The organism is Microvirga arvi (assembly GCF_016892765.1).
GTDB lineage: Bacteria > Pseudomonadota > Alphaproteobacteria > Rhizobiales > Beijerinckiaceae > Microvirga > Microvirga arvi.
This window is the reverse complement of record NZ_JAFEMD010000066.1, coordinates 1-26,783: the sequence shown is the minus strand read 5'-3', so window position 1 is coordinate 26,783 and position 26,783 is coordinate 1. Positions and strand designations below refer to the sequence as shown.

Below are 26,783 nucleotides of genomic sequence, written 5' to 3'. Positions count from 1 at the left end.
CCTTACCGCGGAGAGAACCATGGACCCGGCAAGGATGCTCACAGAGAGCTTGACCCCAAACCCGGAATTAGAGAACAACCAGGGTCAACTTGGGAAGTTTAGGCACACCCGTTAAGGGTCCGCTCACCGTGGCAGACCAGGCTTTTGTGGCTTCGTGACGGGCCGCCCCGAGGCAACACTATCCACAAGCTGGGAGTGGACGGAGGGTAAGCTTCAGGCGACTCACTCCGCCGTTCCCGCTCCTAAGGTCAGCTCGACCTCGGACTTGAGCGAGGCTTGCCCGTCTCAACGTTTGGCTACCTATTGGCTACCTGGGAGCAAACGATTCAAAGGGCAGATGCCGGTAACCCTTTGATATTGTTGGTGAGCGCGCTGGGACTCGAACCCAGGACCCTCTGATTAAAAGTCAGAGCGTCTCTTGGTGGCCGAAAGATCCCGCGAATGCGTTGCCGTTATCAGCCTCTGGTGGCTAACGGGGATTGCTGAAGAAGGTATCCTCTGCCGCCAGATCAGCGATCAAATGCGCCAAGGCTTGGGCGGCAGAGAGCAGTTCCTGCCGCTCGTCATCCGTCAGCTGTCCAACTGGAGCACTCCAGCGTCGATTAGACGTGGGGTTTTCGACCTCCGCTGAATGAAGCAAAGGTCCGTTCTCCCGGGTCATACCGCCAAGTTTGATGCAAGGGTGCCGCCGAGGCCGGCCCTCCAACGTCCCGCGACCCTGCTCCCGCATGCACGGTGAGTGTTGGCTCATGGATCACAGGCTTCCGGTCGGGCATGCGACGGCTCCTATCGTCAGAAGGGCGCGTCCATCCAGGCCGATGGACGCGCTACCTAAGGCTCAAGTTCTTAATCGGCCTCAGACAGGTCCGCAAAGTTGATCGGCTTGGTGCGGTCAAGCGAGGCATGGACCGGAGGCAGGGGATACTTCAGGCCGGTCGCGCAATTGAACAGAACGACACGGTCATCCTTCCCAACCCGGCCGTCGGCCAGTGCCTGCCTGTACGCCGCCATGGTCGCTCCGCCCTCCGGGCTCAGCAACAGGCCATCGGCTCGCGCCACGGATTCAACCGCTGCCATGATCGCTTCATCTGAGACGGCAATGGCGAACCCACCGCTTTCGCGGACCGCGCGAAGGATGAGAAAGTCACCGACCGCCTGGGGCACCCGGATGCCGGATGCTACGGTGTGGGCATCTTCCCAGCGGGGTGCGGTTTCGTCGCCAGCCTCGAAGGCGCGCACCATGGGCGCGCAACCCGTCGCCTGCACGGCGACCATCCGGGGTCTCTTGCTGCCGATGAAGCCGATGGCCTCCAGTTCAGCGAAGGCCTTCCACATGCCGATCAGACCTGTCCCGCCTCCCGTGGGATAGAAGATCACGTCGGGAAGCTCCCAGCCGAGCTGCTCGGCCAGTTCCAAGCCTATCGTCTTCTTACCCTCGATCCGGTAGGGCTCCTTCAGTGTCGAGACATCGAACCATCCTGTGATTTCCCGGCCCTGCCCCACGAGCTTGCCGCAATCGTCGATCAAGCCATTGACTCGGTAGACGGCGGCACCTTGCAGCGCGATCTCGGAGAGATTGATCTCTGGCGTGTCTTCCGGACAGAAGACGGTGGCGCGGATGCCAGCACGGCTCGCATAGGCGGTGAGAGCCGCCCCGGCGTTGCCGTTGCTCGGCATCGCTAGGTGCTCGAGGCCGAAAGCTTTGGCCATAGAAACTGCCATCACAAGCCCCCGTGCCTTGAACGACCCGGTTGGGAGCCGGCCCTCGTCCTTCACGAGGACCTCCCTTCCGCCGAGGTCCTGCACGGACCTCATAAGAGGAATAAGCGGCGTGGCGACTTCGCCCAGACTGACGATGTCGGCCACCCGGCGTACCGGGAGCAGTTCGCGCCAGCGCCAGAGGTCGTTGGGACGTGCTGCGAGCGCCTCCTTGCTGAACGAGGCGCGAACGCCATCCAGATTATAGCGAACCAACAAAGGTTTGCCCGCGCGAGACAGGTTGTGTGGCCGGTCTGCCTCGTAGATCTCGCCTGTCCAGGAGCACTCAAGGTGGGTGACGAAGGTCGGCCGCTCAGTGGTCAGATTCGCGTTGATGTTCATGAGAACGCCTTTTTGGGTAACTTAGACGACCCGGCAACCAGTTGAACACCTCCCTAAAGTGGTGCTCTTCGATACCTCGACACGAGCACATCAAGAAGCTTTTAGAGGCGTTCAGTGAACTTTCCTGCCGTTCGAATTTCCTCCGTGAGCAGGCATTCCGCCTGCCTCAGTTCGATATGATCCGGGACCGGCGGTACACTGCCCTGTATACGTTAAATGGCTTCCTTAGGGGGGCGAGCGGCCCATGCCTCCACTTCAACCAGATACTCTGGGCGAATCATCGCGGAGACGTAGGCAAACATAGAGGCTGGCGGCTCATCACTGTGAAACCCGCGCCAGATCTCGACATAACGCTCGCGCTCGATTGGCTGTGTGAGCCACATATTGACCTTGAACACAGCTCGATGGTCCAGACCTTCGCTCTGCAGAATGCGTGTGACGTTCGAAAGTGCATTGGCGAGTTGCTCCTCGACTGTAGCCGGCAAGTGCCCACTCTCGTCCAGGCCGACCTGACCTGCGATCGCAAGTATGTCGCTGCCGGCCGGGATTATGGTCAGATGATGATAGCGGCCAACCGGAGGGGCGAGGTTAGACGGGTTCTTGCGTTCGATCATCGTCTCAAACTCCTGGACAAACCGATACAGGCTCAAGCCGCCAACGTAGCGGGCGCACGCACAAGACATGCAGCGCGCGTGCCGCTCGGTACCGGTTGCAGTGACGGACGGATAGTGCCGCACGGCTCAATCCGGATCGGGCAGCGACCGACGAAGGGGCAACCTGTGGGCGGGTTGAGCGGGCTCGGCAGATCTCCCTTGAGGATGATGCGCTCGCGCGAGCGCTGGGCCCGTGGATCGGGTAAGGGAATCGCGGAGATCAGCGCCTGCGTGTACGGATGCTGCGGCGCTTCAAATAAGGCCTCGGCCCCACCTTCCTCGACCACCGTTCCGAGATACATGACGATTACGTCATCGGCCAAGTGACGAACTACCGACAGATCGTGGGAGATGAACAGGTAGGAAAGGCCGAGCTCCTTCTGCAACTCCATGAGAAGGTTGAGGATCTGCGAGCGAATTGACACATCGAGGGCGGAGACGGGCTCATCGAGGACGAGAAGCTTCGGCGACAAGGCGAGAGCCCTGGCGATCACCACACGCTGACGCTGTCCGCCTGAGAGGGCGTTCGGCGTCCGCTCCGCGTAGGCCTCAGGCAACCCTACGAGATCGAGAAGCTCACGAACACGCTGCTTCCGCTCGTCTCTGCGCCAGCCCTGTATGACGAGCGGTTCGCCGATACTGTCGCCGATCGCCATCTTCGGATTCAATGCGGCACTCGGATCCTGGAATACAATCTGGATATCGGTGGCGAGAGCGCGCCTGGACTGCTTATCGAGATGTGCGATTTCCCGTCCCTCGAACTGGATCGACCCTGAGGTAACCGGCTCAAGTCCGATGATACCGTAGGCGGTTGTAGATTTGCCGCAACCGCTCTCACCGACCAGCGCGACCGTGCGCCCAGACGGAATGTCGAAAGAAATCCCATCGACCGCTTTGACCACTCCACCCTGGGAACCGCGGATGGGGAAATGAATTTTGAGATCGCGCACGCTGAGGAGAGTTGAGCCAGGGTTCGTCATGCTATCTCCCTCAGACGATCTTTGTGCCAACAGGCGGCGGCATGCCCGGTCGCGTCGACCGGATCCAGAGACGGACGGCGCGCGCAAACGTCAGTGGCCAGGGGACAGCGGCTGCGAAACCGGCAGCCCTTTGGCCACTGATCCACGCCGGGAACGATGCCTTCGATTGTTCGCAAAGCACTCTTGCGATGGCCGTCGAGGCGGGGCACCGTCGCGAGCAGAAGATGGGTATAGGGGTGAGCGGGAGCCGCGAAGATGGTGTCCACAGGCCCGCGCTCGACCACCCTGCCCCCATACATGACGGCAACATCGTCCGCCATCTCCGCCACGACGCCCATATCATGTGTGATGATGATGATGGAGGTGCCGACCTCATCGCGCAGGCGCTTCATTAAGTCGAGGATCTGTGCTTGGATTGTCACGTCGAGGGCGGTGGTGGGCTCGTCCGCGATGAGAAGACGCGGACGGCAGATCAGCGCCGCAGCAATCATCACACGCTGGCACATGCCTCCGGAGAGTTCAAACGGATACTGCCTCGCCCGCCTCTGAGGGTCAGGAATGCCAACGCTTACAAGCATTGCAAGAGCCTCGCGCTGTGCCTCCGCATGCGAGAGGCCGCGATGCAGGCGCAACGCCTCCTCCACTTGCGCACCAACCCGCATCAATGGGTTCAGCGACGCGATTGGTTCCTGGAAGATGATCGACGCCTGGTTGCCTCGGATATCTTCCAAGTCCTTCTCGGGCAGATGCGCGAGGTCCGTTCCTTCCAACTCGATCCGACCCTCGGCTATCCTGGCGGCTTTCGGCAGAAGCCGCAGGATCGAGAGGGCTGTCAGGCTCTTTCCGCAGCCGCTTTCGCCAACGACAGCGAGAATGCGCCCCCTGTCCGCCCTGAGCGAAACTCCGTCGACCACGTCGAGGCCGCCGATCTGGATTCGTAGATCCTTGATCGCGAGGACTGGAGTCTCGTCGCGCTGCGCGGTTTCAGTCATCATCGGCTGCGCTTCCAATGGCGACGGCAGCCCAGGGGCTGGTTGGATGGGCCATGCCTAGGTTTTCTGTTCCGACCCTCATCACAGCGGATGGAATTGCGAAGTTCACCGGGTACAGGGTATCCTCGACAAGCTCAACCGGGTACCGCGTACCGACGGTCGCAGCAACGGCCGGATCCGCCTTGGCATTGATGCGGATCGTCGGTGTGCTGGCGTCGATGCGCGGCGCGTGAAACGCGTCTTCCAAGGAAAGACCGCGGTCGACCATGTAGGAGAGGATCTGAAGAACTGTGGGAAAGATCGTACGCCCGCCGGCTGCGCCGATGGCGAGTGCGGGGCGGCCGTCCCTCTTCACGATCAGCGGACACATGTTGGCAAGCGGCCGTACGCCGCCCTTGATCGAGTTCGGCTGCTGCGGACGCGGATCGAACCACATGACGCCATTGTTCATCAGGATTCCGGCCCCGGGCAGCACAACCTTGGAACCGAACCTCGACAACAATGTGTTGGTGAGTGAAACCATCGTGCCGCTGGAATCCACGACGCTGAGGTGACTGGTACATCCGGCCTCAGGCGTGGCTGCATGGCCCATTGTCGTGAGGCGCTTCTCGTAGGCGTCACGGATTACGGTCGCGTAGGCCAGAGCAGCATCTGCCATGGAGATTCCGGCCGAAAGGTCATAAGCCGCGAGCCGTCCGCAGGCATCAAGGAAAGTGGGACCTCCGCTCAAGCCTGGGATCGCATTGACCTCCAGGTCTCGGTACCCGGCGACGAGAGGGTCGCGCCAGTGGGTCCGATAAGCCACCAGATCAGCTGCCTCGATCCGGGAACCTCCCGCCCTGAGGTCCTTGACCAGCAAATGCGCTGTTTCGCCCTCGTAGAAGTCGCGCGCACCCGCCGCAGCAAGTCGCTTGAGGAGTTTTGCCTTGTTGGGCATCGTTCGATAATGCACGGCCTCGCGTTCGCTGGCCCGAGGGGCCCGGCCATTGTCGAGGAAGATCTCCGCAGTCGCATGGTCCTTTGCCAAGGCGGCAGCTTCGACGGCGAGGGAAAGGGACGTGAACCAGTCCACCTCCAACCCACGCTCTGCATGCTCAATCGCGGGTTGAAGCGCGTCGCACCAGGAGAGCGTCCCGAACCGTGACAGCGCTTCCGCAAACCCGGCGACCGCGCCCGGGACGCAAATCGAGCCGTAGCCCGCAATATTCCGGTCACCCTCAACCGACGGCCAGTCAAACCAGTTCCCAGTCTTAGCTCCCGCAAGCGGATAGTCTGCAGGATCGAGGTTCTGCGGGGACATCACGTTGAAGTCGAGAGTATGAACGGTGCCAGTTGCCCCATCCGCGTGGAGGAGAAACCCTCCACCTCCGATGCCCGAGAGCCAAGGCTCCACGACGCTCAAAACGAGAGCCGTCACGACGGCGGCATCCATTGCATTGCCGCCGTTCGCCAAGACAGCGGCTCCCGCTTCTGCGGCGTAGCGGTTCTGTGCGGCAACCAAACCGTGAGGGGAACGCACTTCCGGCTTGTGAAGAGTGAAAGTCTGCATCAACGTTCCCTTCCGAAGCGCGCCTCGGCGATCAGTTCCGGGACCCGCACCGGCACCGTGTAACGCTCTGCGTTGGCCGACGCCGCATGGTGGGCTGCAACTTCGCCCACCGTCGCGATCCACACCCCCTGCTGTGCCGTGACCCGCTGGAGAAGGCGCTCAAGCATGAGGATGCGGTGGGCCCGGCCCGAAATCCAATCATGGATTGTCAGCATCAAGAGGCCGCCTTCCTTGTGCAGCATCGACCACTCGTCGATCCAGCTGTCGAGGATCGGGCCCGTCGCCGAGGGCGGCCAGGAATCCGCCCCGCCGCCCACGAACTTGAAATAGACAGCATCGTCGATGGCCCATTGCACCGGGACTTCTGTGACATCACCTATTGTGTAGGGATGATCGAAGCCTGAGAGCGAGCTGTCGTACAGGCCGCGCCTCTTCAGTTCGCCGAGCATATGCGGCGTCATTTCCCATGCCGGTGACCGGAAGCCCTTCGGAACGATCCCAACCTGGGTGCGGAAAACCTCGAGCGAGGCCTCCAGGGCTCCTGTGAACTCCTCGTCGCTAACTTGGGAAACAATCTCGTGGAAGTATCCATGCAGGCCGATCTCATGGCCACGCTCTACAAAGGCGGGAAGAAGGTCTGGATGGTTCTCCGCCACGACGCCAGGCACAAAGAAGCTGCCTTTGATTCCGAACCGATCCAGGAGATCGAGGATGCGCCAGATTCCAACCCGCGGCCCGAAGAGCCGCTGCTCCATCTGGCCAATGACGCGGGAACTGGTCTCGCTCTTCATGTTCCACAGGAGCGGGGATTCCGCATCCACGTCGACAGTAAAGCAGAATGCGCTGGTTTTGCTCGAGGGCCACTCGTACGGAATCCGGGAGAACGGGGTCATGGTGATATCACTCACAGCGGATGCTTCTTTGCTTGGTGGACGGCGAGCGAGCCGATCGAGTTACCGCCATCGATGGTAAGGGTGGCCCCGGTCACGTAAGAGGAGGCGTCGCTCGCGAGATAAAGCAGGCCGTTCGCCACGTCGGACGGCGACGAGGGCCGGCCGAGCGGGATAGCCGCGATGGTGTTGTTGATGTGTTCGTCCGTGAGGCTGCTCACCGAACTACCGGCGGCGAATCCGGGCTCAAGGGCATTCACCCGGATGCCGAACTCCGCGAGTTCGATGGCGAACCCTTTGGTCAGCCGGTCCAGAGCGGTCTTGGAGGTGCAATAAGGCACGACCGTGCGTCGCATCTTGCGCGCTGCGCCAGACGAAATGTTAATGACAGAACCCTTGATACCCTTCTCGATCATATGGCGGGCGATGCCACGGGTCAGGATGAAGGGCGCCCGCAGGTTCACCGAGAAGATCTTATCGAACTCGGCTGTCGAGATGTCGAGCAGGAAGCCGCTTGGATATATCCCGGCGTTGTTGACCAGAACATCGGCGGCGCCCCAGCGTCGGCCGATCTCGGTGATCAGCCCTTCGATCGACGTTTCGTCTGTCAGGTCCGCCGGATGAGCGAAGCCGCCAGAGCCGAGTGAGACTTCTCCGGCATAGGCGCTAAGCGCGGTCTCCTGCGCATCGGTGAGACACAATTCGGCGCCGGCCGCCACGAAAGCGTCGACGATCCAGCGACCGACGACCCCACAGGCACCTGTGACGACCACGCGCTTGCCGGAAAGATCGGAGAAAAAGTCCATGACAGCCTCATTGTGAGCGGGGATCGAAGCGATCGCGCAGGTCGTCGCCTATGAGATTAACGGCGAGGATCAGCAGGAACAGGCAGAGACCCGGGAAGGTGGCAATCCACCACGCGGTGGCTAGATAGTTTCGCCCCGAGCTGAGCATGGCACCCCAGCTCGCCGTCGGTGGCTGTACGCCCAGGCCGAGAAACGACAGACCCGCCTCGAACAGGACCATGAGGCCGAATTCCAGCGTTGCCACCACAGTGACCGCCCCGATGATATTGGGCAGGATGTGCCGGAGGAGGACGCGCGGCGTGGAAGCCCCCATGAAGGCGGCGAGCCGCACATACGGCATGTTGGCGACGCTGAGCGTCTGGCCGTAAGCGATACGAGCATACCGCGGCCAGCGGGTCAGGGCCAGGACGACGATCACGTTCACGAGTCCCGTTCCAAGGACCGCGACCGTGATGATGGCGAGCAGGATCGCCGGGATCGACAGGAACACGTCGACGAGGCGCATGACGATCAGTTCAACCCAGCCGCGAAGATATCCAGCCAGCATCCCGAGCAGAACACCGACAACGCCGGACAGGATGACTGAGGCAATGGCGACGAATAGCGATACCCTAGCCCCGTAGATCAATCGCGTGAGCAGGTCGCGGCCGAGCTCATCGCTACCGAGCAGATAGTGGAAGCTGCGGGACATGGTTCCCGGCGGCCTCATCCGGCCCAGGAGATTTTGGCTGTTCGGATCGTAGGGTGCCAGTAGCGGCGCGAAAACGGCCGCCAAAACAAAGAAGGCGATGAGGATGATGGGCACCCACCGCGTAATCGAACGGCGCGGCTTGCCGACTTGTCGCAGCGGGGCCGATGCGGTTGCGGAAGTCATCGGCGGCTCCCATCAAGGCGAATACGGGGGTCAACCGCGCTGTAGAGAAGATCGGCGGCGAGGTTGAGAGCCACCGTGACGAACGCGCCCAGCAGGACAATTCCCTGCACCACGAGGAAATCGCGAGCGAGGATCGACTGCACGGTGACTTGCCCAAGGCCGGGCCAGGCGAAAACGGTCTCTACGATGACGGCACCGGCGAGAAGATTGGAAATCTCCAGGGCCGCGACGGTGATCACGGGAATGGAGGCGTTGCGGGCGAGATGCCGGCGAAGCAGCCGTCCCATAGGCACTCCCCGGGAGCGGGCCGTGCGGACGTAGTCTTTGGAGAGTTCATCCAACAGCGAGGTGCGAGTGATGCGGGCAAAGGTTGCCATGCTCAGGAGCCCGAGCGCGATCGACGGCATAACCAGATGCTCAATGCCGCCGGTTGACGACGGAGGGAGCCAGCCCAGCGTCACTGCGAAGATCAAGATCAGGATGATCCCGCTCCAGAAGGTCGGCATGCTCTGCGCCGCCAGAACGACACTCGCGAGCAACCGGGAAGCTGGATGATCTCGATAGAGGGCAAGAATGATCCCGACCGGGATCCCCAGACCGCATGCGACCAGCAGGGCACCTCCCGCCAGTTGCAGGGTATATGGCAGGCGCGAGGCGATGATATCCCAGACCGGCACATTCTGAATGACGGAGCGACCCAGATCGAAGCTGGCGATCTGTTTCAGGAACGCCAGGTACTGGACGATGAGCGGACGGTCGAAACCGAGCGACGCACGCATGGCGTCGATATCGGCCTGGGTCGCCGTTTCGGGGACGAGCAGGTAGGTCGGATCACCGGTCAGGCGTTGAAGGAAGAAGATCAGCGTCACGACACCGAAGATTGTGCCGATGACTTGGCCGATCCGCCGGGTGAGAAAGCGTCGCATGGATGATCCGAGGGCCCGTTTTAGTCTTTCCACGTCATGCGATTCAGGAACATGCTCTCGTTCGGCGTGGGTTGCCATTGAAGGCCTTTCGCCGCGCCGTAGATGATGCCGACCTGATACAGCGGGACGAGGAAAAGCTCCTTCGCGATGCGCTCATGAACTCCGCGATAGAGCGAAAGCCTCTTCTTTTCGTCGAGTGTTTGGCGCGCTTCGACAAGGAGGCGCTCGACCTCCGGGTCCTGCGCATTGGCCCAGCCACTGGAAGAATGAAGCAGCGGGAAGAGCACACCATCTGCATCCTGGCACGCACAGGACCAGCGGCTGAAGGCCATCTGGGGGATGGAATTTGGCCCGCTTTGCATCTGCTTGAGCCAGTTGGCCATATCGGTCATTTCGATATTCACCGTAAGACCAGCCTCGCTCAGCATCTGCTGGATCGCCTGGACGACACGCTGGTCGTAAACGGGAGAGGTCAGGAGCGAAATCGGCTGCTTGGCCTTCGCTCCCGCCTCCGTGATCAGCGCATTCGCCTTGGCAAGATCATAGCCCCGTGCCTCGATCCCCTCGACCCAGCCGACATGGGCCGGCGAGAGCATCTCTGGGACGGCCTTGTCATAGCCGCCGAGAATGCCCTCGACGAGCCCGTCTTTGTCGATGGCATAGGCAATCGCCTCGCGCACCTTCGGATCGTTCACCGGTGGCTTTTGGATGTTCATGGCCAGGTAAGCCACGCGTTCGGTGAGGACGGAGAGCACCTTAGCCTTGGGCGAGTTTTTGAGCTGCGCGGCAAGGTCGGAGTCGAGGGTGACCGCCAGATCGCTTGTGCCCGCCTGCAGGTTCGCCACCCGGGTTGCCGCATCCGGCACCGCCCGGAACGCCACGCTGGTGAACGGGCCCTTGGTGCCCCAGTACTTGTCGTTGGCCGTCAGGGTCACCTGCACGCCGCGCTGCCAGCCGTCGAACTTGTACGGGCCGCTTCCCACCGGCTTCAGGTTGAAGGCATCCTTGCCCACCGCGTCCACCACGTGCTTGGGCACGATCGACAGCTTCACGAGTTGCCCCAGCAGCGCCGGATAAGGCCCATCAGTCGTCAGCTTCACCGTGGTCGGGCCCGTCACCTCGGCTTTGACAATCTTGTTGAACTGGCCAAGCTGCGGGCTGGCGAACTTCGGATCGGTGATCCGCTGCACGCTGAAGGCTACGTCCTCCGCCGTCAGCTTCTGGCCGTCATGGAACGTCACGTCGTCCCGGATCGCAAACTCGATCTCAGTATCCGACAGGTACTTCCAGGACGTGGCGACCTGCGGGACGATGTCGCCCTTGTCGTCGCGTGTGATGAGGTTGTCGAAGATGTTGCGATAGACGTAGTAGCTGTCTGGGTTCCACTGCACGTGCGGGTCGAGCGACGATGGCTCGTTGACCAGATCGACCGTCAGCTTCTCTTTTGCCAGCAGCGCGCCGGGTGCAACCGCCAGACACAGCCCCAGAAGGGCAGCCGCCAATCCTCTTCCTCGTCTCACCATGTCAGGTCTCCTTCTGGATCGCTGCCTGAGCGATCATGATTTGGCCGTGGAGCGGGGTTCGTCCCGTGCTCCCTTTCCTGCCGAGCGGGTCGGCTTCTGTACGCGAGATCGGCGGGTGCTGCGCTCCTGCGAGAGCCCTACGAGGGCTTTCGGAAGACGCAGGAGGGCACGTGAAACGAATGCCTCAAAATGGTCGACCTCCTGCAATATCTCCACGGTCGCGCGAGCGTGATCCGACGCGGCCAGCGCTTCGAAGAGACCCTCGCGGCTGAGTGATCGGTATTGAAGCTCTCCCGACTCGAGAAAGCTCACTACGCGCTGGGACTGGTCCCAGAGCTCACGAAGCCATTTCGTGTGGAACCAGTTGGTACGATCCGCGAGAAGATCGAGTATTTGCCGGTCGGTCACGCGCGCGGTGACGAAGGCTTGCGGGTCGTGGCGTTCCGCAAGCGTCGCGGTAAACATGACGAGCGTATGGACACGTTCGCGTTCCCTGGCGTTGAGCTCCACATGGGCGATCACCGCCTCGGTCTGACGCCGTGCGGTGATCAAGCCGCCGATGAAGGCGCCGGTGATCGGTTGGACCCGCCATCCCTGTCGCGGGAGCGGAGCGACCAACCCTTCTGCCGCGAGGGCCTGCAAGGCAACCCGGATTCCGGCGCGTCGGAGCCGATATCGGGTCTCGATCTCAATCTCAGAGAACGCCGCTCCAGGGGCCAGTTCGCAGGTCATGACCGCATGCCGAAGCACTTGGAGCGCGACCGCACTTTTGGCGATCGGACCAGGGGGCTGAGGCAACGCGAAGGGCGAAGACCGATCATACATGACAATAGGTCAGCATGGTTTGTAACATCGCACAAGATGCTTTGTGACATCTCACAAGGCTAAATGATGGGCATTCTGTCTTGCGCGCAGGCGTTGCCGTTCCCGTGCCTGACAGGCTGATCTCATCCAGGCACCCCGCTGGCGCCTGGATGTGGTTGAACTGAGCTTGGAATCGACGGGTGGCCAAAGATGGCGTGGACGCGTTAGGCGGCTCGGACGGCCTGCCCCTGCCTTAGAAGGCGATCAAGGTAGCGAGCAATGCTCCGCATGCCGAACAATCCAGCATGCGCTTCCGCTTCGGGATTGTAGTTAGTGTTGGTGTTCACGTCATAGGTGAAGGTTCTCCCATTGCCATCGACGATCACCTCGATCCCGGCGATGCCGATCCCATTCGCTGCCAGGAACTGCTCATAGGTTGGGATCAGTTGGTTTTGGTATTCACCAATGACCTGGAATTTCTCCGATGGGGCCACCGCTGGGCAGGCCACGGATCCAATGGCCGATGCATCAACCTGGCATGCATCCGCCGGGCAGAGCTCAAATCCTTGGCTGGTGTCGACCCGCACCGCATAGAGGAAGCGGCCCCCAACGAATTCAAGCCGCGTAATATACGGCTCAGGAGCCTGGATGTAGCGCTGGACAAGGGTGATGCCATCGACCGGATCCTCGAATTCCGGCGATGCGAGATGCTCCTCCAAAGCAACACGGCTTAGGAACAGGCGCACGCCGAGCCCTTTGCCGCCCCGGTTGTGCTTGAGGATAAGTGGGTACCCGAGCGTCTGAGCCGCGGGTAGGATGTTCTCACGTCCCACCACAGCCAGCGTCTCCGGCGTTGGAATGCCGAAGGACCCGAGCGCCTCGTATTGCGCGACTTTGCTGATCTCAAGCCGCAACGCCCGGCTGTCGTTGACGATCATTCGCCCGTGACGCTCGAGCCAAGCAAGAACGGCACCGGTATATTCGGCTGCGTAGCGATGATCCCGCGTGTGCGAGGACGCGCTCATACGATTGTAGAACACACCCTGTGGTGGGGGCGAGCGCAGATCCAGCACACCCTGATCAAGGAACCATTCCTCAAAGGGTGTTCCCAGTTCGCCGAAAGCGGACCGGAGGGGCTCAACCCACACACTATTTTCGTGAATAACATAGACCTTGGACATGAAGCGACCTCTTGCTCGTGGCACCTTGCCTCTCAGGCTAGTCGATATCAATCGAATTTACATCATTCATCGATTAAAAAAAATAGACTACATAATTTTTATGTAATTAAACGTGGAGGGGTGAGCGCAAGAAGACTTCCGAAAGCCGCGGTAACCTAGTACGTAGCAAGAACATGAGCTCTTCAGTCAACCGAGAGGCCTCCTCGATGGCTGAACACAGATCGAATTTTGGGTTCTAAGCCATTATGCAGGGCAGAAGACCTGACAGCGAAGGGTACTGCTCGCCAAAGTGTCGTCCGTGAAATAGTGGCACTGCCCGGACAGGTTCGACAAAGCAGTTAGCGCGGCACTGTTGCATTAACTTCACGAGGCACACTCTGTAGCGTGCTTGCCACGTGCAATCGCCACTACATGCTGTAGTTTGATAGGTTAATGCAATAGAGCCATTCAGCCTGCCCCGACGAAGTAGCACAGCCTTATGGTGCGCTGACCCCGTTGAGCGGCATCGCCCGCCTGGTGAGATATCCCACGAGCTCATCACGCCCCAGGCAATTCAGCACCCGGTCCGGAGGAATGCCTCCCTTACGCGCCATCAACACGCCCCAGGAGGTGAGATCTAGCTCGTCAACACTATGCGCGTCCGGGTTGATGCTGAACATGCACCCAAGATCGAGTGCGCGCTGGTGCCAGCGCCAGTCCAGATCCAGACGCTGAGGATGGGCGTTGATCTCAACGGCCACCCCGTGCCTGGCGCAAGCCTCCAGGACCGTCTCGATGTCAATCTGATAGCCTTCCCGGCGGCGGAGCAGCCGACCCGTCATGTGGCCGAGGATAGTCGTGAAGGGGTTGGACACCGCCCGAATGATGCGCTCGGTTTGGGTCTTGGCATCGAGCTTGAAGCGGCTGTGCACACTCGCCACGACGAAGTCGAAGCGAGCCAGCACCTCGTCCGGGTAGTCGAGCGAGCCGTCTTCGAGGATGTCGGACTCGATCCCCTTTAAGATCCGGAAGCGGCCTTGATAGCGGGCGTTCAACTCGTCCGCGAGTTTGTGCTGGATAGCGACCCTCTCGACCGAGAGCCCGCCGGCATAGCTCGCCGTCTTCGAATGATCCGCGACACCGAAATACTCATAGCCTTTGGCCCGCGTTGCCTCGGCCATTGCCTCCAACGTGTTGCTGCCGTCCGAGAAGTCGGTGTGGCAGTGCAGAAGACCGCGAATGTCCTGATCAGCCACGAGTTGGGGCAGTCGTCGCGCCACAGCGAGGGCGATCTCTCCCCTGCCCTCCCGCAGTTCGGGTTCAATGAAGGGAAGATCCAGCGCAGCATAGACGTCCTCCTCGTCCACGCAGTCAACGAGGTGCTGGCCGCGGTACAGCCCTCACTCATCGAGCCGTAAGCCGCGGCGCTCCGCAAGAGATCTGAGTTCGTCAATGTGCTCGGACGAGCCTGTCGCCAGCACCAGGGCAACCCCATAATGCCGCCGGTCCGCCAGCCACATCCTGGCCCCCTCAGAGATATCGACAACTTCGATCCCTGAGTGAGCCGGGGTCTCGGCCACAAGAGCGAGATCCGAGACCAGCTCGGAGCCACGCCGGAAGTCGCCGGCGGGGACGAGGCGGGTTAGTTCGGGATGCGACCGCCTGAGGCTCGCTTCCAAAGTGCTGAGGTGCTCGCCGGCGCGATGGATGAGCCGCTGCCCGTGCGAACGCCGCATGAGCTCAATGCCGGTGAGGACCTTGTCCTGAAAGGCAGGACCGAAGCCCTTCGTCGCCTTCAACCGGTCCTGCCGGCCAGCCGCTTCGAGCTCATCGACGCTGGTGATCCCGAGCTTGCGGTAGAGGTCGAGTACTTTCTGCGGGCGCAGACCTGGGATCGCCAGCAGTTCCAGCACGCCCGCTGGCACCTCGGCCCGCAGGGCCTCTAGGCGCGGCGTAGTGCTGTCCCGGTGCAGTCGCTGGATCGTCTCCGAAAGGGCGGCGCCCACGCCTGGGATCTCCTGGAGCCGCCCTGCCGCAATGACCTTCTCGAGGGGCTCACTGAGCAGCAGGAGGCTCTCGGCCGCTCGGGTGTAGGAGCGGGACTTGTACGGGTTCTCTCCTGCGAGCACGAGCCGCTGCCCGAGTTCGACCAGCAATCTGGCGACGGAGGGCGCATCCAGGCCCTTAGAGGCCTGTGCTGCCATCTCTGAAGACGGCGATGAGGCTGGTTGTCGGTCCATTCGCATGTCTAACGGGTAGCGGCTCTCGGCCACGAGTAACGTCTGGCAGAACCGGACAGTTTCCGAAGACAAGCTGACCTCATAGAGGTCATCGCAGAACCTTCCTGGAACCCTACGCTAAGAGTTTAGGAGCGTCACAGGCTGCATATAGCGTTCAGAAACAGCATGCTGCCTTCAACTCCTTCCAGATGGCGTCACGTTGCGGTCCTGGTTGGTCTGGGGTCGCCCAAACCGGATGGTCCAGCCCTTCCCATTCGTCGTTGTTACAATGTCGCACAATTTGGCACGCTCAGCAGGGGCATGAATGCTGCAGGTGTATCGGATGTCAGATCGGGCATACAGCCATCGTCGCCTGCATAAAGGACCTTCTCAGCAAGCATGTACTCTTTTGGGCGATTACCCGACACGACAGCCGTGACAGCTCCGGGGTAAGCCTTGCCGTTGCAGATGGCGGTCAGGATCTCAGCATATTTGGACAGTACCACCGCAATCGCTTTATACGTTGGCTCGCCTTCTGTTTTAATGTCGATCAGCAGCGTAAAGCCATCCGCATCCAGGTAGACCCACCCATTCGTGCAACAAGGCGAGAGACTGATCCTAAAGCTCAAGCAGTTGGCGAAGTTTCTCGAGGCGTTCCATAGCCACAACGCCATCTGTGATTGTCGGGGCTGCAGATGCCTCCCCGCGGAATAGTTTCACCGCATCTGTCAGAAGAGCGTGATAGCCCTTGTGATCTTCGTTCGCTGCTGCGGTGAAGTTGGGCTTCCAGGTGAGGGTATCGACGTCTTCATTCAACGTTGCCGCGAGATCATCGGTCTTGAATGGAGGGTTGCGGTTCCACCGGACCTCGATGACGTCATCGACCTCGAGCCGCTGATGGTCACCCATCAGTTCGATCCGTTCAACGGGTGTGCCGCGCGACTGGATCGTTCCCATGGCGATGGTACCGATTGCACCGCACTCGAAGCCGAGATCCACGTGGAAAAGGACCCGCCCAGGAGCCGCCTCGACTTTGCGGGCATTCATCTCGCGCACCGGCGAGACGAAGTACGACACAAGATCCATGTAGTGGACGCAGTGATGCAGGAAGAAGCCCGAGTAATCGATATTGCCAGCGAAATAGGTCGGGGCTGTCATGTAGTAACCGGTCAGACCTAAAACCCGCCCGAATCGTCCAGATGTAATGATGTTGTGAGCGATCCGATTGCCGATCGAATAGCGCTTCATGAACCCGAGGACCAGCGGCTTGCCGCTGCGCTCGGAGGCTCTCAGAAGCTCGCGCGCTCCTTCGGCCGTGGCGGCCGGCGGCTTTTCCATGAAGACAGGAAGGCTGCGCTCGAGCGCAGCCTTGCCGAAGGCAAGGTGCTGGTCCGGGCCAACGGCCATGCCCACCATATCGATGCCCGGGGTGTTGATGAGCTCGTAGGCGTTCGAAAGCAAGTTCTTCACCCCGAATTGACGGCCTGCCTGGGCCAGCCGTAATCCGTCGACATCGCACAGGGCGATGATCTCAACGTCGTGGCGCACGAGTTGAGGGAGCAGCATCTGGGTCGCGTGGGTGCCGCAACCAATCCAGCCAACTTTGAGGGTCATCGGCGATATCTCGTCAGGTTCAGGTGGGACTTCAGGAAGGAAACGCTGTCAGAGAGCCGCTCGCTCTCGTCCTCGTGCGGCGGGCGCCACTGGGCGAAAGGAACCCCGAAGCGATCGTCGTTGCGACGAAAGGGTTCGAGTGAGATCGGGCCGGCATAGCCAACATCGTGGAGTGCGCGGCAGACCTCGACCCAGTCCGTCGACCCAGTTCCAAGAAAGCCACGATGGTTTTCGTTCGCTTGGAAATGGATGGTGCGGGAGCCCGCGAGGCGAATAGCCTCCGGGATCGAGGCTTCCTCCATATGCATGTGGAACGTATCGAGCATCAATCCAATCGCCGGGTGGTCGACGGCGTCAAGAAGCTCAATGGCCTGCTGGGTGGTGCAGAGCACATCGCTCTCGAAGCGGTTGAGAGGCTCGACAGCAAGTTCAATGCCAACCGCGGCAGCATGTTGGCCGGCCTTCTGCAAGCCGGTCACGCATCGCTCTTTCCGGGCAAGCCGCTCACTCTCCTCGACCGGAGCGGGCGGGCGACCTGCGAAGACCAACGGGTTGCCTGTCAGGGGGCCACCCACGATCTTGGCGCCTAGGGCCGCAGCACAGTCGGCGGCATAGCGCAGATAATCGATCCCTGCCTCATGCGCCGTTCGATCCTCGCTCGCTAGGTTGCGCTGGAGATTGACTCGCGCCGCTAGAACCACGGCAAGGCCGGCGTCATTGACGGCGCGACGTGCAGAGTTCAGATCGATCTCGCCTGGCTCGGGTACGAGGAGCTCAACGAAGTCGAAGCCTAAAGACTTCATCTGTCCAAAGAGCGGGAAGTGTTCGGCCGTGAAGGGCCGGGCGTACTGCATGGATATAAGACCGATAGGGTTCATGATCGTCCTTGCTTTGATTTCGTGATCGCGGATCAGCCCTTAACGGCGCCTTGCGTAAGCCCACCGATCAGGCGGCGCTGGGCGATGAGAAACAGGATCGTGGCCGGCAGGGCGCCCACCACGCCGCCTGCGGAGAGCAGACCCCACTCGATCTGGTACTCGCCGATCAAGGTCTGGACGGCGACGGTGACCGTGCGCACGTTCCGCCCGCCGAGCGTAAGAGCATAGAGATACTCATTCCATGCGGTGATGAAGATGTAGATTCCCGTCGAGATGATGCCCGGCATAGCCAGAGGCAGAATGACCCGCCTGAGTGCCTGAAGTCTGCTGCAACCATCGGTCATCGCAGCCTCATCGAGACTCTTCGGGATCGCGTTGATGTAGCTCGTCAGCATCCAGACGGAGAACGGGATGGCTACCGTCGCATTGGCGATGATGAGGGCCGCATGGGTGTCGAGAAGACCTAAGCGCCGCATCATGACGAAGAGCGGCAGGATCAGCAGCACCACTGGGAACATGTTCACCAGAAGGAACTGCATCATCAAAACCCGACGGCCGGCGAAACGAAACCGCGAGAAGGCATAGGCTGCGGTAACCGAAACGAAGAGGCCGAGCACGGTTGTTCCTGCCGCCACGAGGAGGCTGTGGCCCATATTGCCGAGGAACGAGGTTCGGGAGATCAGGCGCAGATAGTTTTCCAGGGACCAGCTAACCGGACTGATGGCGACGCCAACGGCGGCAAGCCTCTCCTGTGGCGTAAAGGACGTCATCAGCATCCATAGGAACGGTCCGAGGGCCAAAAGAACGATACCGAGCGCCGGAAGGTCGGTCGTCAGGATGCGCCGGGTTAAGGTTGGCTTGCCTATCATCGCTCGACCTCCCGCGACGTGCGTGCAATGTAGATGGCAACGACGACGCCCAGCAGCAGCGTGAACATCACTGCGATGGTGGTGCCGTAGCCAAAATCTAGGTTCTGTCGTGCCTTGACAAAGGCATAGAGAGGTAGCGTCTGGGTTGCATAGCCGGGCCCGCCACCGGTCATCACGAAGATCACATCGATGGAGTTAGCAACCCAGATGATGCGCAGGAGGCCTGCGGTCGCGAGCACGCCCGCGATACCGGGCAAGGTCACGTGACGGAACTGCCGCCATGCGCTTGCGCCGTCAATGGATGCGGCCTCGTAGCGGCTTCTGGGAATGCCCTGGAGACCGGCAAGGATCATGACTGCGAAGAACGGGAAGCCTTGCCAGGTGAGGGTCACAACCACCGCGTAGAGAGCCTTGTCAGGGTCGGCGAGCCACGGAATCGCCGATTGAATGATCGACAGGCGCAACAGGATCTCGTTCAGGACGCCTGTATTGGCATCGTAGATCCAGCGCCACATCAGCGCGATTACAACACTGGGCAGCGCCCACGGGATGATCACCAGAGCTCGGGCGAGCCCGCGCCAGGGGAACTGACGGTTGAGAATCAGTGCTGCAATCAGCCCAAGTCCCATCTGCAGTGGGACCGTCAGGCCGATCCAGATAGCCGTATGCTTGAGGGTGATCCAGAAAACGGGATCCTGGACGAGCTTGATGTAGTTGCCCAAGCCCACAAAGCGGGCCGCATTGGGCCTGAACAGTACGAATTCGTACAGACTCGTGACGACCGCCTCAATCATCGGCAGGAAGACAATCACGACAGTTACCAAAACGGCGGGCGTGAGCAGACCGTAGGGGAGCAGGCGTTTGCGCCACGCGCGTGTCGGCGCCGCATGGTCCGACAAGGCTGCAGTAAGGGACATGGGCCAAATCTCTTGTCGAAGCGGGACGAACTGCGCCCCATAGGGCGCAGTCGCAGCGAAGCGTTTACTGAGATGCGATGAGCGTCTCGATTTCCTTCATCATCTGCTCGGCGCTGATCTGGCCTGTCAGCGCCCGCTGCATGGTGGTCGGCCACACGGTATTCACGAAGTCGGCCGTAGCCGACGTTTGGGGCAGGACCGCCGCGAACGGCAGTGAGGCAACCGTCGCGTCGACGAAGCGCTGCTCGTGCAGCTTCCAGTTCTTTGATCCGCTCTTCGTGACGGTAAGCTGACCCGTTGCCTGATTGAAGAGGACATTGTTCTCCCCTTCGGCGAGGAACGAGATCCACTTCCAGGCGGCGTCCTTCGCACTGGAAGAGGAGAAGACAGCCAGGGACTCGTCGCCATAGGACGTCCAGGCTTCCTCACCGCACTTGGGAACGGGAGCTGCTGACACTTTATCGCCAAGCGCCTTCACGATATCGGCTGATGAGCCAATGTGGTGAATGGTCATTGCCGTCTTACCGCCCTTGAATGCGCCCAGGATTTCCTGGAATCCATCGTTCGGGGCCGAGGGCGGGAAGACCTTGTGCACTCGGTGCAGATCGATCAGCCATTGATTGGCCGCAATCGCTTCCGGCGTCGTGAGGCCACCCTTTTTGAACTTGGCGCCTTTCGAGAAGACGAAGGTGCCCCATTGGTCCCAACCACCCTTGCCGCCGCGGAATCCAAATCCGTATTGGTCGGGTGCCTTGGTGAGCGTCTTTGCGGCGTTGAGAAACTCCTCGCAGGTCTTCGGCGGCTCGAGGCCAGCAGCCTTGAACAGGTCGGGGCGGTAGTAGAGGTAGAGCACCACATACTGGATCGGCAGATAGTACTGCTGACCATCCGGTCCCTTATTGAGAGTGAGCAAGTTATCGAGAAGGTCGGCCTTGCCAGCCCACTTCTCGAGCCGGTCGCCGATCGGCTCCAATGCACCCATTTCCACGAGCCGCGGCTGGGCAAAGAGCTTCACCATCGCCGCATCAGGTGCATTGCCGCCGACGATGGATGTGTAGAGATTGTCGTAGTAGCTGTTCCATGGGATGTTCTCGGCTTCGATCTTGATGCCGGGATTCTGCGTTTGGAATTTCTCGACCAGCTTCGACATCGGGTTGTCCGGATTGTCGAAATGATACCAGAAGCGCACCGTTTCCGCCTGTGCGCCACTTGCGAGAGCCAAGCCAGCCGCGAGGCTGCAGGCTGCCAAAAGTTTCTTCATCACCGTCTTCATCGTTTCCTCCATTGCAGTGATTGGTGTTTTTATCCGTTGGTCTGTGCCAACTTTCGCGCGGCGGCCCCTGCCGCGGCCAAGGCATCCCGCGCCGCCTGAAGCGAGACGGTCATTTGTAGAAATCCGTGCACGACACCTGGAATGACAGTCACGGGATCGTCTCGTCCCAACTCGCGCAAGCGCTGGCCGAGGGCGAGCGTGTCCGACAGGAGCGGATCGATTCCCGCCGCCTGCAGCCACAAGGGTGGCAGCGCCCGGAGCTCGGCATCCGAAGCCTTTAAGGGGGAGGCAAGCGGGTTGTGCCGGTCCCCTTCGTTCGGAACATACCAATCCCAGTACCGCTTCATCTTCGCGCTGGTCAGGCCTGGCCCTTCCGCAAAGCGGATATAGGAGGGCAACGTGTTATCGCCTGAGTAGACACCGTAGAAAAGAAGGGCTCCCTCGGGGAGCTTGCGCCCTGAACGCTGCTCATGGATCATCGCTGCAAGTGCAAGATTGGCGCCTGCGGAATCGCCCGACACCAGGAGAGGTCCTGCCTCAAGCGCTAAGGATGATGGATCCGATGTTAGCGCGCGCAGGACCGCCACAACATCCATGAGGCCTGCGGGATAGGGATGTTCCGGTGCGAGCCGGTAATCCGGCACCACGACCGCCATGCCCGATTCAACAGCAAGAACACGCGCGCATCGTTCATGGGTCTCGGGGCTGCAGAAGGCGAATCCCCCACCGTGCACAAAAAGAAGGGTGCCGCCTATGCGGCCTTTGGGAACCAGCACTCTGGTGCGGCACTCAGCCGATCCGAGTTTGAGATCAGCGGGGATGTGATATTCGCGAACATCGGCCATGGCTGGAAGGTCGACGTTCCAGCGCCAGTTGGCCTTCGCCGCGGCTGCGCGCCCCTCGGCTGCGGATAGCAGAGTTGGATCGGGCTGAGGTCCGTCCTCCTCCAGGACGTGTTGCATGAGTGCGGCCATGTCGGGCGACAATTCGGTGGAAAGGTCCTCTGGGCGCGCGTGCATCACTGCTCTCCGTGCGTGAAAACTGCGGGACCGAGCTCCACGATCGTGGCGATGTGGTGCGCCAGCGCCTGTGCGGCTGTAGCCCCGTCCGCGCGCTCGACTGCCTCGAGAATCGTGTAATGGCGTCGGGCTGTTGCCACCAGATTCCGCTCTCCAGTGGACTGGGAGATCTTGAAACGATGGTTGTGAACGAGGCACCGGTGCAGGATCGGCTCGAGGGCCGGGAGATTGGCATCCCGCAGCAGACGGCGATGAAAGTCCCGGTCGTGCTCGGCGAGCTTGTATTCGTCACCGGCCAGAGCCGCCGCCTCCATTGCGTCGATCAGCCTTTTGAGATCGGCCACAAGCGTCCGACTCGGCCGCTGTAAGGCCCTGACGACACCGCGGCATTCGATGGATTGACGGAGCCGGAACATTTCAATGGCTTCGTCCGCCGTGCAGTCGGCGACCCGGGTGCCGCGATGCCCCTGCCGTATGACCAGACCTTCATCCTGCAACTGGAGGAGCGCCTCCCGCACAGGCCCTTGGCTGCACCCAAAGGCTCCGGCGAGTTCAAGCTCAACAAGCGCGGCGCCTGGCGCCACCCCGCCCAACATGATCTCCCGCTTTACGGCCTCGTAGACCTCACCGGATTTCGCTGGACGAGGCATAGAGGCTTGGCGGGATTGCAGAAGGTTGAGACTTGCCATCGTGATCTTATACTGGTTGCGCTTCAGTATCATTATCATTATCAATAATGGTAAGCAACCGAGATTAGCTAAGATCCGCTGCAGGAGGAGACCGAAATGGCTCAGATTCGGCTTGAACAGCTCAAAAAGAGCTACGGAAGCATTGATGTGGTCCACGGGATTAATCTCACGGTCGGCGACGGCGAGTTCCTCGTCCTTGTCGGACCTTCTGGGTGTGGGAAGTCCACCCTTCTGCGGATGATTGCCGGCCTTGAAGAGATCACATCAGGTACGCTGCGCATCGGCAACAGCGTAGTAAACGATCTTCCACCGGCCGATCGCAACATAGCCATGGTGTTTCAAGACTACGCGCTGTATCCGCATATGAGCGTGAGCGACAACATGGCTTTCGGTCTCAAGATGCGGAATACACCCGCCGACCAGATCAAGGATCGGGTCGCCACTGCTGCGGAGACCCTTAAAATCACACCTCTGCTGGATCGCCTGCCGGGACAGCTCTCGGGTGGTCAGCGTCAGCGCGTTGCCATGGGTCGGGCAATTGTCCGCGAGCCTGAAGCGTTCCTTTTCGACGAGCCTTTGTCCAACCTGGATGCGGCCCTGCGAGTAGAGATGCGCCTTGAGATGGCCAAGCTTCATCGCCGCATGCGTGCCACGACGGTCTACGTGACCCACGATCAGGTTGAAGCTATGACACTGGCCGACCGGATCGTTGTCATGAACGCCGGGCGCGTAGAACAAGTCGGCCGACCCCTTGATCTCTATCACAGGCCGCAGACGCTGTTCGTTGCCCGTTTTATCGGCAGCCCAATCATGAACACGTTCGATGTGCGGGCAGAGCAACGCCACGGCGTCCTTGGTCTGCGGCTTCAAACAGATAACATCATAGAGATTCCGGCATCCTCGATTCAGGATTCCGGGCATGGCGCGTCCATTACGGTAGGCATTCGGCCGGAGGACTTAGGCGTCTGCGATCCCGACAAGGCTTGGCTCACGGGCGAGACAGTTGTCATAGAGCGACTTGGCGGGCAAACCTATGCCTATCTCGATGTCGGAGGCGACCGTCTCCTGACCGTAGAACTGCCGCGGTCGAGCGAGGTGAGTCCTGGAACTGTTTTGTCTCTTGCAGGTCAGCCCGACTCCCTTCACGTCTTTGCTGAAAGTGGCAGCCGTCTGAACTGATATTACTCCACTTTCACCTTTGGCAGGTTCACGCCACTTGACTTTCGGCCGATGCTTCTTCCAGCAATGTCACGTCAAGCAGGTAGACGCCGCTTTGGACTGAAGTCTGGCGTGTCTAACTCTATTGAAATCGCGCAATCCAACTCTCGTTGTGGGAGTAATACATAAAAGTAAAAACGGGTTGAAGTGACAGTGGTCTTGCGGAGTTGTTCTTAGATAGCAGGACGGGCTGACGTTTTAGCTTTGCGCCTAGGCGAATTTCGTTGAATAAGCCTTTTGACAAGAAGTCTGTAACCAGTGCCGTGACAGGGTCCTCTCACAGAACGATGCCATGCCGCAATCGGCGCCAGAGCAGTCAAAGCTGCGGCAGCCTCACACCATGTGCATGATGCAGGATCTGCGTTACAGCTCAACAGTCAGCCAAGTGCTTGACCTCGTGACTAGACACGGCAGGATAGCTTGGCGGAAGCGCACCTGATGGGACTTGGGGAATATGCAATGGCAACTGGTACTGTGAAGTGGTATAACGAGACGAAGGGCTATGGCTTCATCCAGCCGGATAACGGCGGCAAGGACGTGTTCGTCCATGCCTCAGCGCTCGAGCGGGCTGGCATGCGCGGCCTCGTGGAAGGCCAGAAGATCTCCTATGAGGTAGAAGCTGACCGCCGCACAGGCAAGGAGTCTGCAACCAACCTGCAAAAGGCCTGATTGAGCCCGTCATAACATCAGCTGAGTGCTTTCCCTTCAAGCCGCTCCTGACGGGGCGGCTTACCGCCTTAGTAGTGAGACCGACAGCTCATCCAATATCCTGGGCCGTGCATGAAGCGGAGGCACGCTTGGATCTAACCGTGACACCAACAGACGACGGCAGGGCATGGACCCTGACGGACCTGCTCGGCCGTCCGATGGGCCGGATTACGGAAGTCCCTGCCAATCAGTTCACAATCCACCCGGAGGGCCATGCTCGGGAGACCATGGCTGGTATCGAGCAGGGCCCCTTCGCATCCCTTGATGCCGCCCTGGCGGCAATCGAGAAGCACACCCGGGGCGTCTGCCGGCACCATCCGGGTGAGGATCACCCATGATCGGAAGTGGCCCACACCCTGCTCCGTCGATGAGAAGAAACCATGCGGATCCGGGTTGGCTGCGAGCTGACGCACGACTCGGGCAAGCGACGTGCCGCTGACACTCACCTTTGGTCCTGGCACCCTGGTCGACTTTCGTATTACGACCCAGGAAGGGATTGGGTTAGGCTTCTGAGCGCCTGGTGTTCGCACAATGTATTCGGCGCCTGGGCCCCTTCGGTCGAGCAGTTAGACCCGTGTTGCTGATCAAGCAGGTAAAGGCCGTTTTCGGTTATTGCCCAGCCGGCACGACCTGACGAGGACTGGCCCGAATAGAACGGTGCTGGTAAGCTGCAGCAGCAGAACGTGAGATCCAGCATGACTCCCGAAGTCGAGCTGATCCGGGCCTTGGCAGAAGATCTGGCGCTTGAGATCCTGGCCTCGTACACGCCAGAGGATTTTCAGCAGGCCGACTTCACCAGCTTGGGGAAAGCGGCTGTCTACCTGACCCAACATGATGAGGGACCTGGTCCTGCGCTTGAGGAGCTCATCAAGAAGGTGCAGCACGCCCAGGGGACATAAAGCGCAGTCATATCACCTTATGCTTCCCATCTGGCAGAAGACGAGCAAGACGGTACGATTCACCTCATCCCAGAAAGCCGAATTTCGTCAAAACCGTCTCGGTGAAGGCGCGGTGAATATCCAGTCCGATGATGCGCATGCCGGTTCCCTCAAAACTGTGCTCGTTCAAAACGGGAGCTGGCGGGCAACACGACACTTGACGATCCGCGCTCGCAGCGCATCCGGGCAAGTCGCAAGGGGGCGGCGATTGTCAACGAGCTCGGGCTCTCAGCCCAACGTCTATCGGCGGCCTGCCCGCACCTTCGTGCTCCCGGTGCCCGGCGTCCCAGATGGGCTCACCATAGCACCGCTTCCGGAAGAAAGCAGATGGACGCATAAGGCACCGCAAGCAGCATGCCGGATAACGGACAGGTTGAGCGCATGAACCGGACCCTCAAGGACGCGACCGTCAGGCGCTACTACTACGACACCCACGACCAGTTGCGGGGTCACCTGGGCGACTTCCTCGCCGCCTACAACTTCGCCAGAAGGCTCAAGACCCTGCGCGGCCTCACCCCCTACGAGTACATCTGCAAGATCTTTACAAGCGAGCCGCAACGCTTCAGGCTCGACCCGCTCCAGCAAATGCCAGGACCAAACAGAAAAGCGTGCTCGGGGAGGCCGACGCCGAAATCTCCAACAAACGGTTATGGACTGTTTGTGGACTGGTGCTGGTGGTATGTTCGGCACGGGTCTACAACAGGTTATCGGCGGCTGAGAGTTGAGCAGCTCTCGCCTGCAAGGCTTAGGAGCTTCCTATGCCCCATTTTTATGACACTTGCCCAGGGCCCATTGCGGGTCTCTATCTGCCCCCCACTGCCTGGGAGGTGCTGCAAAGAGAGAACATCCGGACCATGGACCAACTCAAGGCGAATGCGCACCAGCTTGAGCAGTTCGATGGCATTGGACCGGGAATGGCGCACATGATCAGGCTAGCACTGGCCTATAACGCCCCATTCGAAGCGCAGACAGTGAGCACAATGCAGTATAACTCGTGGAGTGCGTAATTCCGATAAGCCGCTGGCGGTGCAGGAGGCGCAACGCCAGGGTTTCGGGGTCATCCGGCTCTATACCAATGTACCTATGACAGAGAACATCGCCCTCTACCTGTCGGCCGAACTGAGAAACTGCCCCCCTGACGAAACGAAGACCTGACCCCTCCTTGGCAAAGGAGGAATAGATGT

Annotated in this window: 27 protein-coding genes and 1 pseudogene; 6 read left to right on the top strand and 22 right to left on the bottom strand. The window is 60.4% G+C overall.

The window, feature by feature from the left end:
* Window positions 1-846 precede the first annotated feature (846 nt).
* The 22 genes from ILT44_RS25605 to ILT44_RS25500 all read right to left on the bottom strand — a co-directional run bounded on the left by ILT44_RS25605 (window position 847) and on the right by ILT44_RS25500 (window position 22,735).
* Window positions 847-2,100, bottom strand: coding sequence for a threonine synthase (locus ILT44_RS25605; RefSeq protein WP_204242437.1), 1,254 nt, complete (start codon window positions 2,098-2,100; stop codon window positions 847-849).
* 212 nt (window positions 2,101-2,312) lie between these two features.
* On the bottom strand, window positions 2,313-2,714 hold the full coding sequence (locus tag ILT44_RS25600; RefSeq protein WP_204242436.1) for a RidA family protein: 402 nt from the start codon (window positions 2,712-2,714) through the stop codon (window positions 2,313-2,315).
* Window positions 2,715-2,746: 32 nt separating this feature from the next.
* Window positions 2,747-3,733, bottom strand: coding sequence for an ABC transporter ATP-binding protein (locus ILT44_RS25595; RefSeq protein ID WP_204242435.1), 987 nt, complete (start codon window positions 3,731-3,733; stop codon window positions 2,747-2,749).
* The gene (locus tag ILT44_RS25590; protein ID WP_239468535.1) at window positions 3,730-4,728 is read right to left on the bottom strand and encodes an ABC transporter ATP-binding protein; all 999 of its coding nucleotides are present in this window, start codon (window positions 4,726-4,728) and stop codon (window positions 3,730-3,732) included. Before ILT44_RS25590 ends, ILT44_RS25595 begins: the two co-directional genes overlap by 4 nt.
* Entirely contained in the window at window positions 4,718-6,274 is a 1,557-nt protein-coding gene (locus ILT44_RS25585) for a gamma-glutamyltransferase family protein (protein WP_204242434.1), read from the bottom strand. The genes ILT44_RS25590 and ILT44_RS25585 overlap by 11 nt, the downstream gene beginning before the upstream one ends.
* On the bottom strand, window positions 6,274-7,182 hold the full coding sequence (locus ILT44_RS25580; RefSeq protein WP_204242433.1) for a polysaccharide deacetylase family protein: 909 nt from the start codon (window positions 7,180-7,182) through the stop codon (window positions 6,274-6,276). The genes ILT44_RS25585 and ILT44_RS25580 overlap by 1 nt, the downstream gene beginning before the upstream one ends.
* Window positions 7,179-7,970, bottom strand: coding sequence for an SDR family NAD(P)-dependent oxidoreductase (locus ILT44_RS25575; RefSeq protein WP_204242432.1), 792 nt, complete (start codon window positions 7,968-7,970; stop codon window positions 7,179-7,181). Before ILT44_RS25575 ends, ILT44_RS25580 begins: the two co-directional genes overlap by 4 nt.
* 7 nt (window positions 7,971-7,977) lie before the next feature.
* Window positions 7,978-8,844 (bottom strand): ABC transporter permease, encoded by an 867-nt coding sequence (locus tag ILT44_RS25570; protein ID WP_204242431.1) that lies wholly within the window; start codon window positions 8,842-8,844, stop codon window positions 7,978-7,980.
* Complete coding sequence (locus tag ILT44_RS25565) at window positions 8,841-9,770, bottom strand: ABC transporter permease (RefSeq protein WP_204242430.1); 930 nt, start codon at window positions 9,768-9,770, stop codon at window positions 8,841-8,843. Before ILT44_RS25565 ends, ILT44_RS25570 begins: the two co-directional genes overlap by 4 nt.
* A gap of 20 nt (window positions 9,771-9,790) precedes the next feature.
* Window positions 9,791-11,293: an ABC transporter substrate-binding protein gene (locus tag ILT44_RS25560; RefSeq protein ID WP_204242429.1), complete on the bottom strand. Its 1,503-nt coding sequence runs from the start codon at window positions 11,291-11,293 to the stop codon at window positions 9,791-9,793.
* A 33-nt stretch (window positions 11,294-11,326) separates the two neighbouring features.
* Entirely contained in the window at window positions 11,327-12,118 is a 792-nt protein-coding gene (locus tag ILT44_RS25555; RefSeq protein WP_255549923.1) for a GntR family transcriptional regulator, read from the bottom strand.
* Between the two features lie 203 nt (window positions 12,119-12,321).
* The gene (locus tag ILT44_RS25550; RefSeq protein WP_204242427.1) at window positions 12,322-13,278 is read right to left on the bottom strand and encodes an ATP-grasp domain-containing protein; all 957 of its coding nucleotides are present in this window, start codon (window positions 13,276-13,278) and stop codon (window positions 12,322-12,324) included.
* Between the two features lie 476 nt (window positions 13,279-13,754).
* Window positions 13,755-14,654: a PHP domain-containing protein gene (locus ILT44_RS31780; RefSeq protein WP_372441251.1), complete on the bottom strand. Its 900-nt coding sequence runs from the start codon at window positions 14,652-14,654 to the stop codon at window positions 13,755-13,757.
* 3 nt (window positions 14,655-14,657) lie between these two features.
* Window positions 14,658-15,497, bottom strand: a complete 840-nt coding sequence (locus tag ILT44_RS31775) for a helix-hairpin-helix domain-containing protein (protein WP_204242425.1) — start codon at window positions 15,495-15,497, stop codon at window positions 14,658-14,660.
* Between the two features lie 263 nt (window positions 15,498-15,760).
* Window positions 15,761-16,105, bottom strand: a complete 345-nt coding sequence (locus ILT44_RS25535) for a PI-PLC domain-containing protein (protein WP_204242424.1) — start codon at window positions 16,103-16,105, stop codon at window positions 15,761-15,763.
* Window positions 16,095-17,090, bottom strand: coding sequence for a Gfo/Idh/MocA family protein (locus ILT44_RS25530; RefSeq protein ID WP_204242423.1), 996 nt, complete (start codon window positions 17,088-17,090; stop codon window positions 16,095-16,097). The genes ILT44_RS25535 and ILT44_RS25530 overlap by 11 nt, the downstream gene beginning before the upstream one ends.
* On the bottom strand, window positions 17,087-17,968 hold the full coding sequence (locus ILT44_RS25525; RefSeq protein ID WP_204242422.1) for a sugar phosphate isomerase/epimerase family protein: 882 nt from the start codon (window positions 17,966-17,968) through the stop codon (window positions 17,087-17,089). The genes ILT44_RS25530 and ILT44_RS25525 overlap by 4 nt, the downstream gene beginning before the upstream one ends.
* A gap of 32 nt (window positions 17,969-18,000) precedes the next feature.
* Entirely contained in the window at window positions 18,001-18,837 is an 837-nt protein-coding gene (locus ILT44_RS25520) for a carbohydrate ABC transporter permease (RefSeq protein WP_204242421.1), read from the bottom strand.
* Window positions 18,834-19,754, bottom strand: a complete 921-nt coding sequence (locus ILT44_RS25515) for a carbohydrate ABC transporter permease (RefSeq protein WP_204242420.1) — start codon at window positions 19,752-19,754, stop codon at window positions 18,834-18,836. Before ILT44_RS25515 ends, ILT44_RS25520 begins: the two co-directional genes overlap by 4 nt.
* Window positions 19,755-19,818: 64 nt before the next feature.
* Window positions 19,819-21,027, bottom strand: a complete 1,209-nt coding sequence (locus tag ILT44_RS25510; RefSeq protein WP_204242419.1) for an ABC transporter substrate-binding protein — start codon at window positions 21,025-21,027, stop codon at window positions 19,819-19,821.
* A 29-nt stretch (window positions 21,028-21,056) separates the two neighbouring features.
* A complete protein-coding gene (locus ILT44_RS25505) occupies window positions 21,057-22,046 on the bottom strand; it encodes an alpha/beta hydrolase (RefSeq protein WP_204242418.1) in 990 nt (329 codons plus the stop codon).
* A complete protein-coding gene (locus ILT44_RS25500; protein ID WP_204242417.1) occupies window positions 22,046-22,735 on the bottom strand; it encodes a GntR family transcriptional regulator in 690 nt (229 codons plus the stop codon). Before ILT44_RS25500 ends, ILT44_RS25505 begins: the two co-directional genes overlap by 1 nt.
* Window positions 22,736-22,831: 96 nt before the next feature.
* On the opposite strand from ILT44_RS25500, the gene ILT44_RS25495 reads away from it, so the two are divergent.
* The 6 genes and pseudogenes from ILT44_RS25495 to ILT44_RS25470 all read left to right on the top strand — a co-directional run bounded on the left by ILT44_RS25495 (window position 22,832) and on the right by ILT44_RS25470 (window position 26,754).
* Entirely contained in the window at window positions 22,832-23,914 is a 1,083-nt protein-coding gene (locus ILT44_RS25495; protein WP_204242416.1) for an ABC transporter ATP-binding protein, read from the top strand.
* Between the two features lie 498 nt (window positions 23,915-24,412).
* Complete coding sequence (locus ILT44_RS25490; protein WP_204242415.1) at window positions 24,413-24,622, top strand: cold-shock protein; 210 nt, start codon at window positions 24,413-24,415, stop codon at window positions 24,620-24,622.
* Window positions 24,623-24,762: 140 nt separating this feature from the next.
* Window positions 24,763-24,999, top strand: a complete 237-nt coding sequence (locus ILT44_RS25485) for a hypothetical protein (protein WP_204242414.1) — start codon at window positions 24,763-24,765, stop codon at window positions 24,997-24,999.
* A gap of 357 nt (window positions 25,000-25,356) precedes the next feature.
* Window positions 25,357-25,560, top strand: a complete 204-nt coding sequence (locus tag ILT44_RS25480; protein WP_036349065.1) for a hypothetical protein — start codon at window positions 25,357-25,359, stop codon at window positions 25,558-25,560.
* 402 nt (window positions 25,561-25,962) lie between these two features.
* Window positions 25,963-26,199: pseudogene (locus ILT44_RS25475) on the top strand (integrase core domain-containing protein); the annotation flags it as partial.
* A gap of 399 nt (window positions 26,200-26,598) precedes the next feature.
* The gene (locus tag ILT44_RS25470) at window positions 26,599-26,754 is read left to right on the top strand and encodes a hypothetical protein (RefSeq protein ID WP_204242413.1); all 156 of its coding nucleotides are present in this window, start codon (window positions 26,599-26,601) and stop codon (window positions 26,752-26,754) included.
* The last annotated feature ends 29 nt before the right edge of the window (window positions 26,755-26,783 follow it).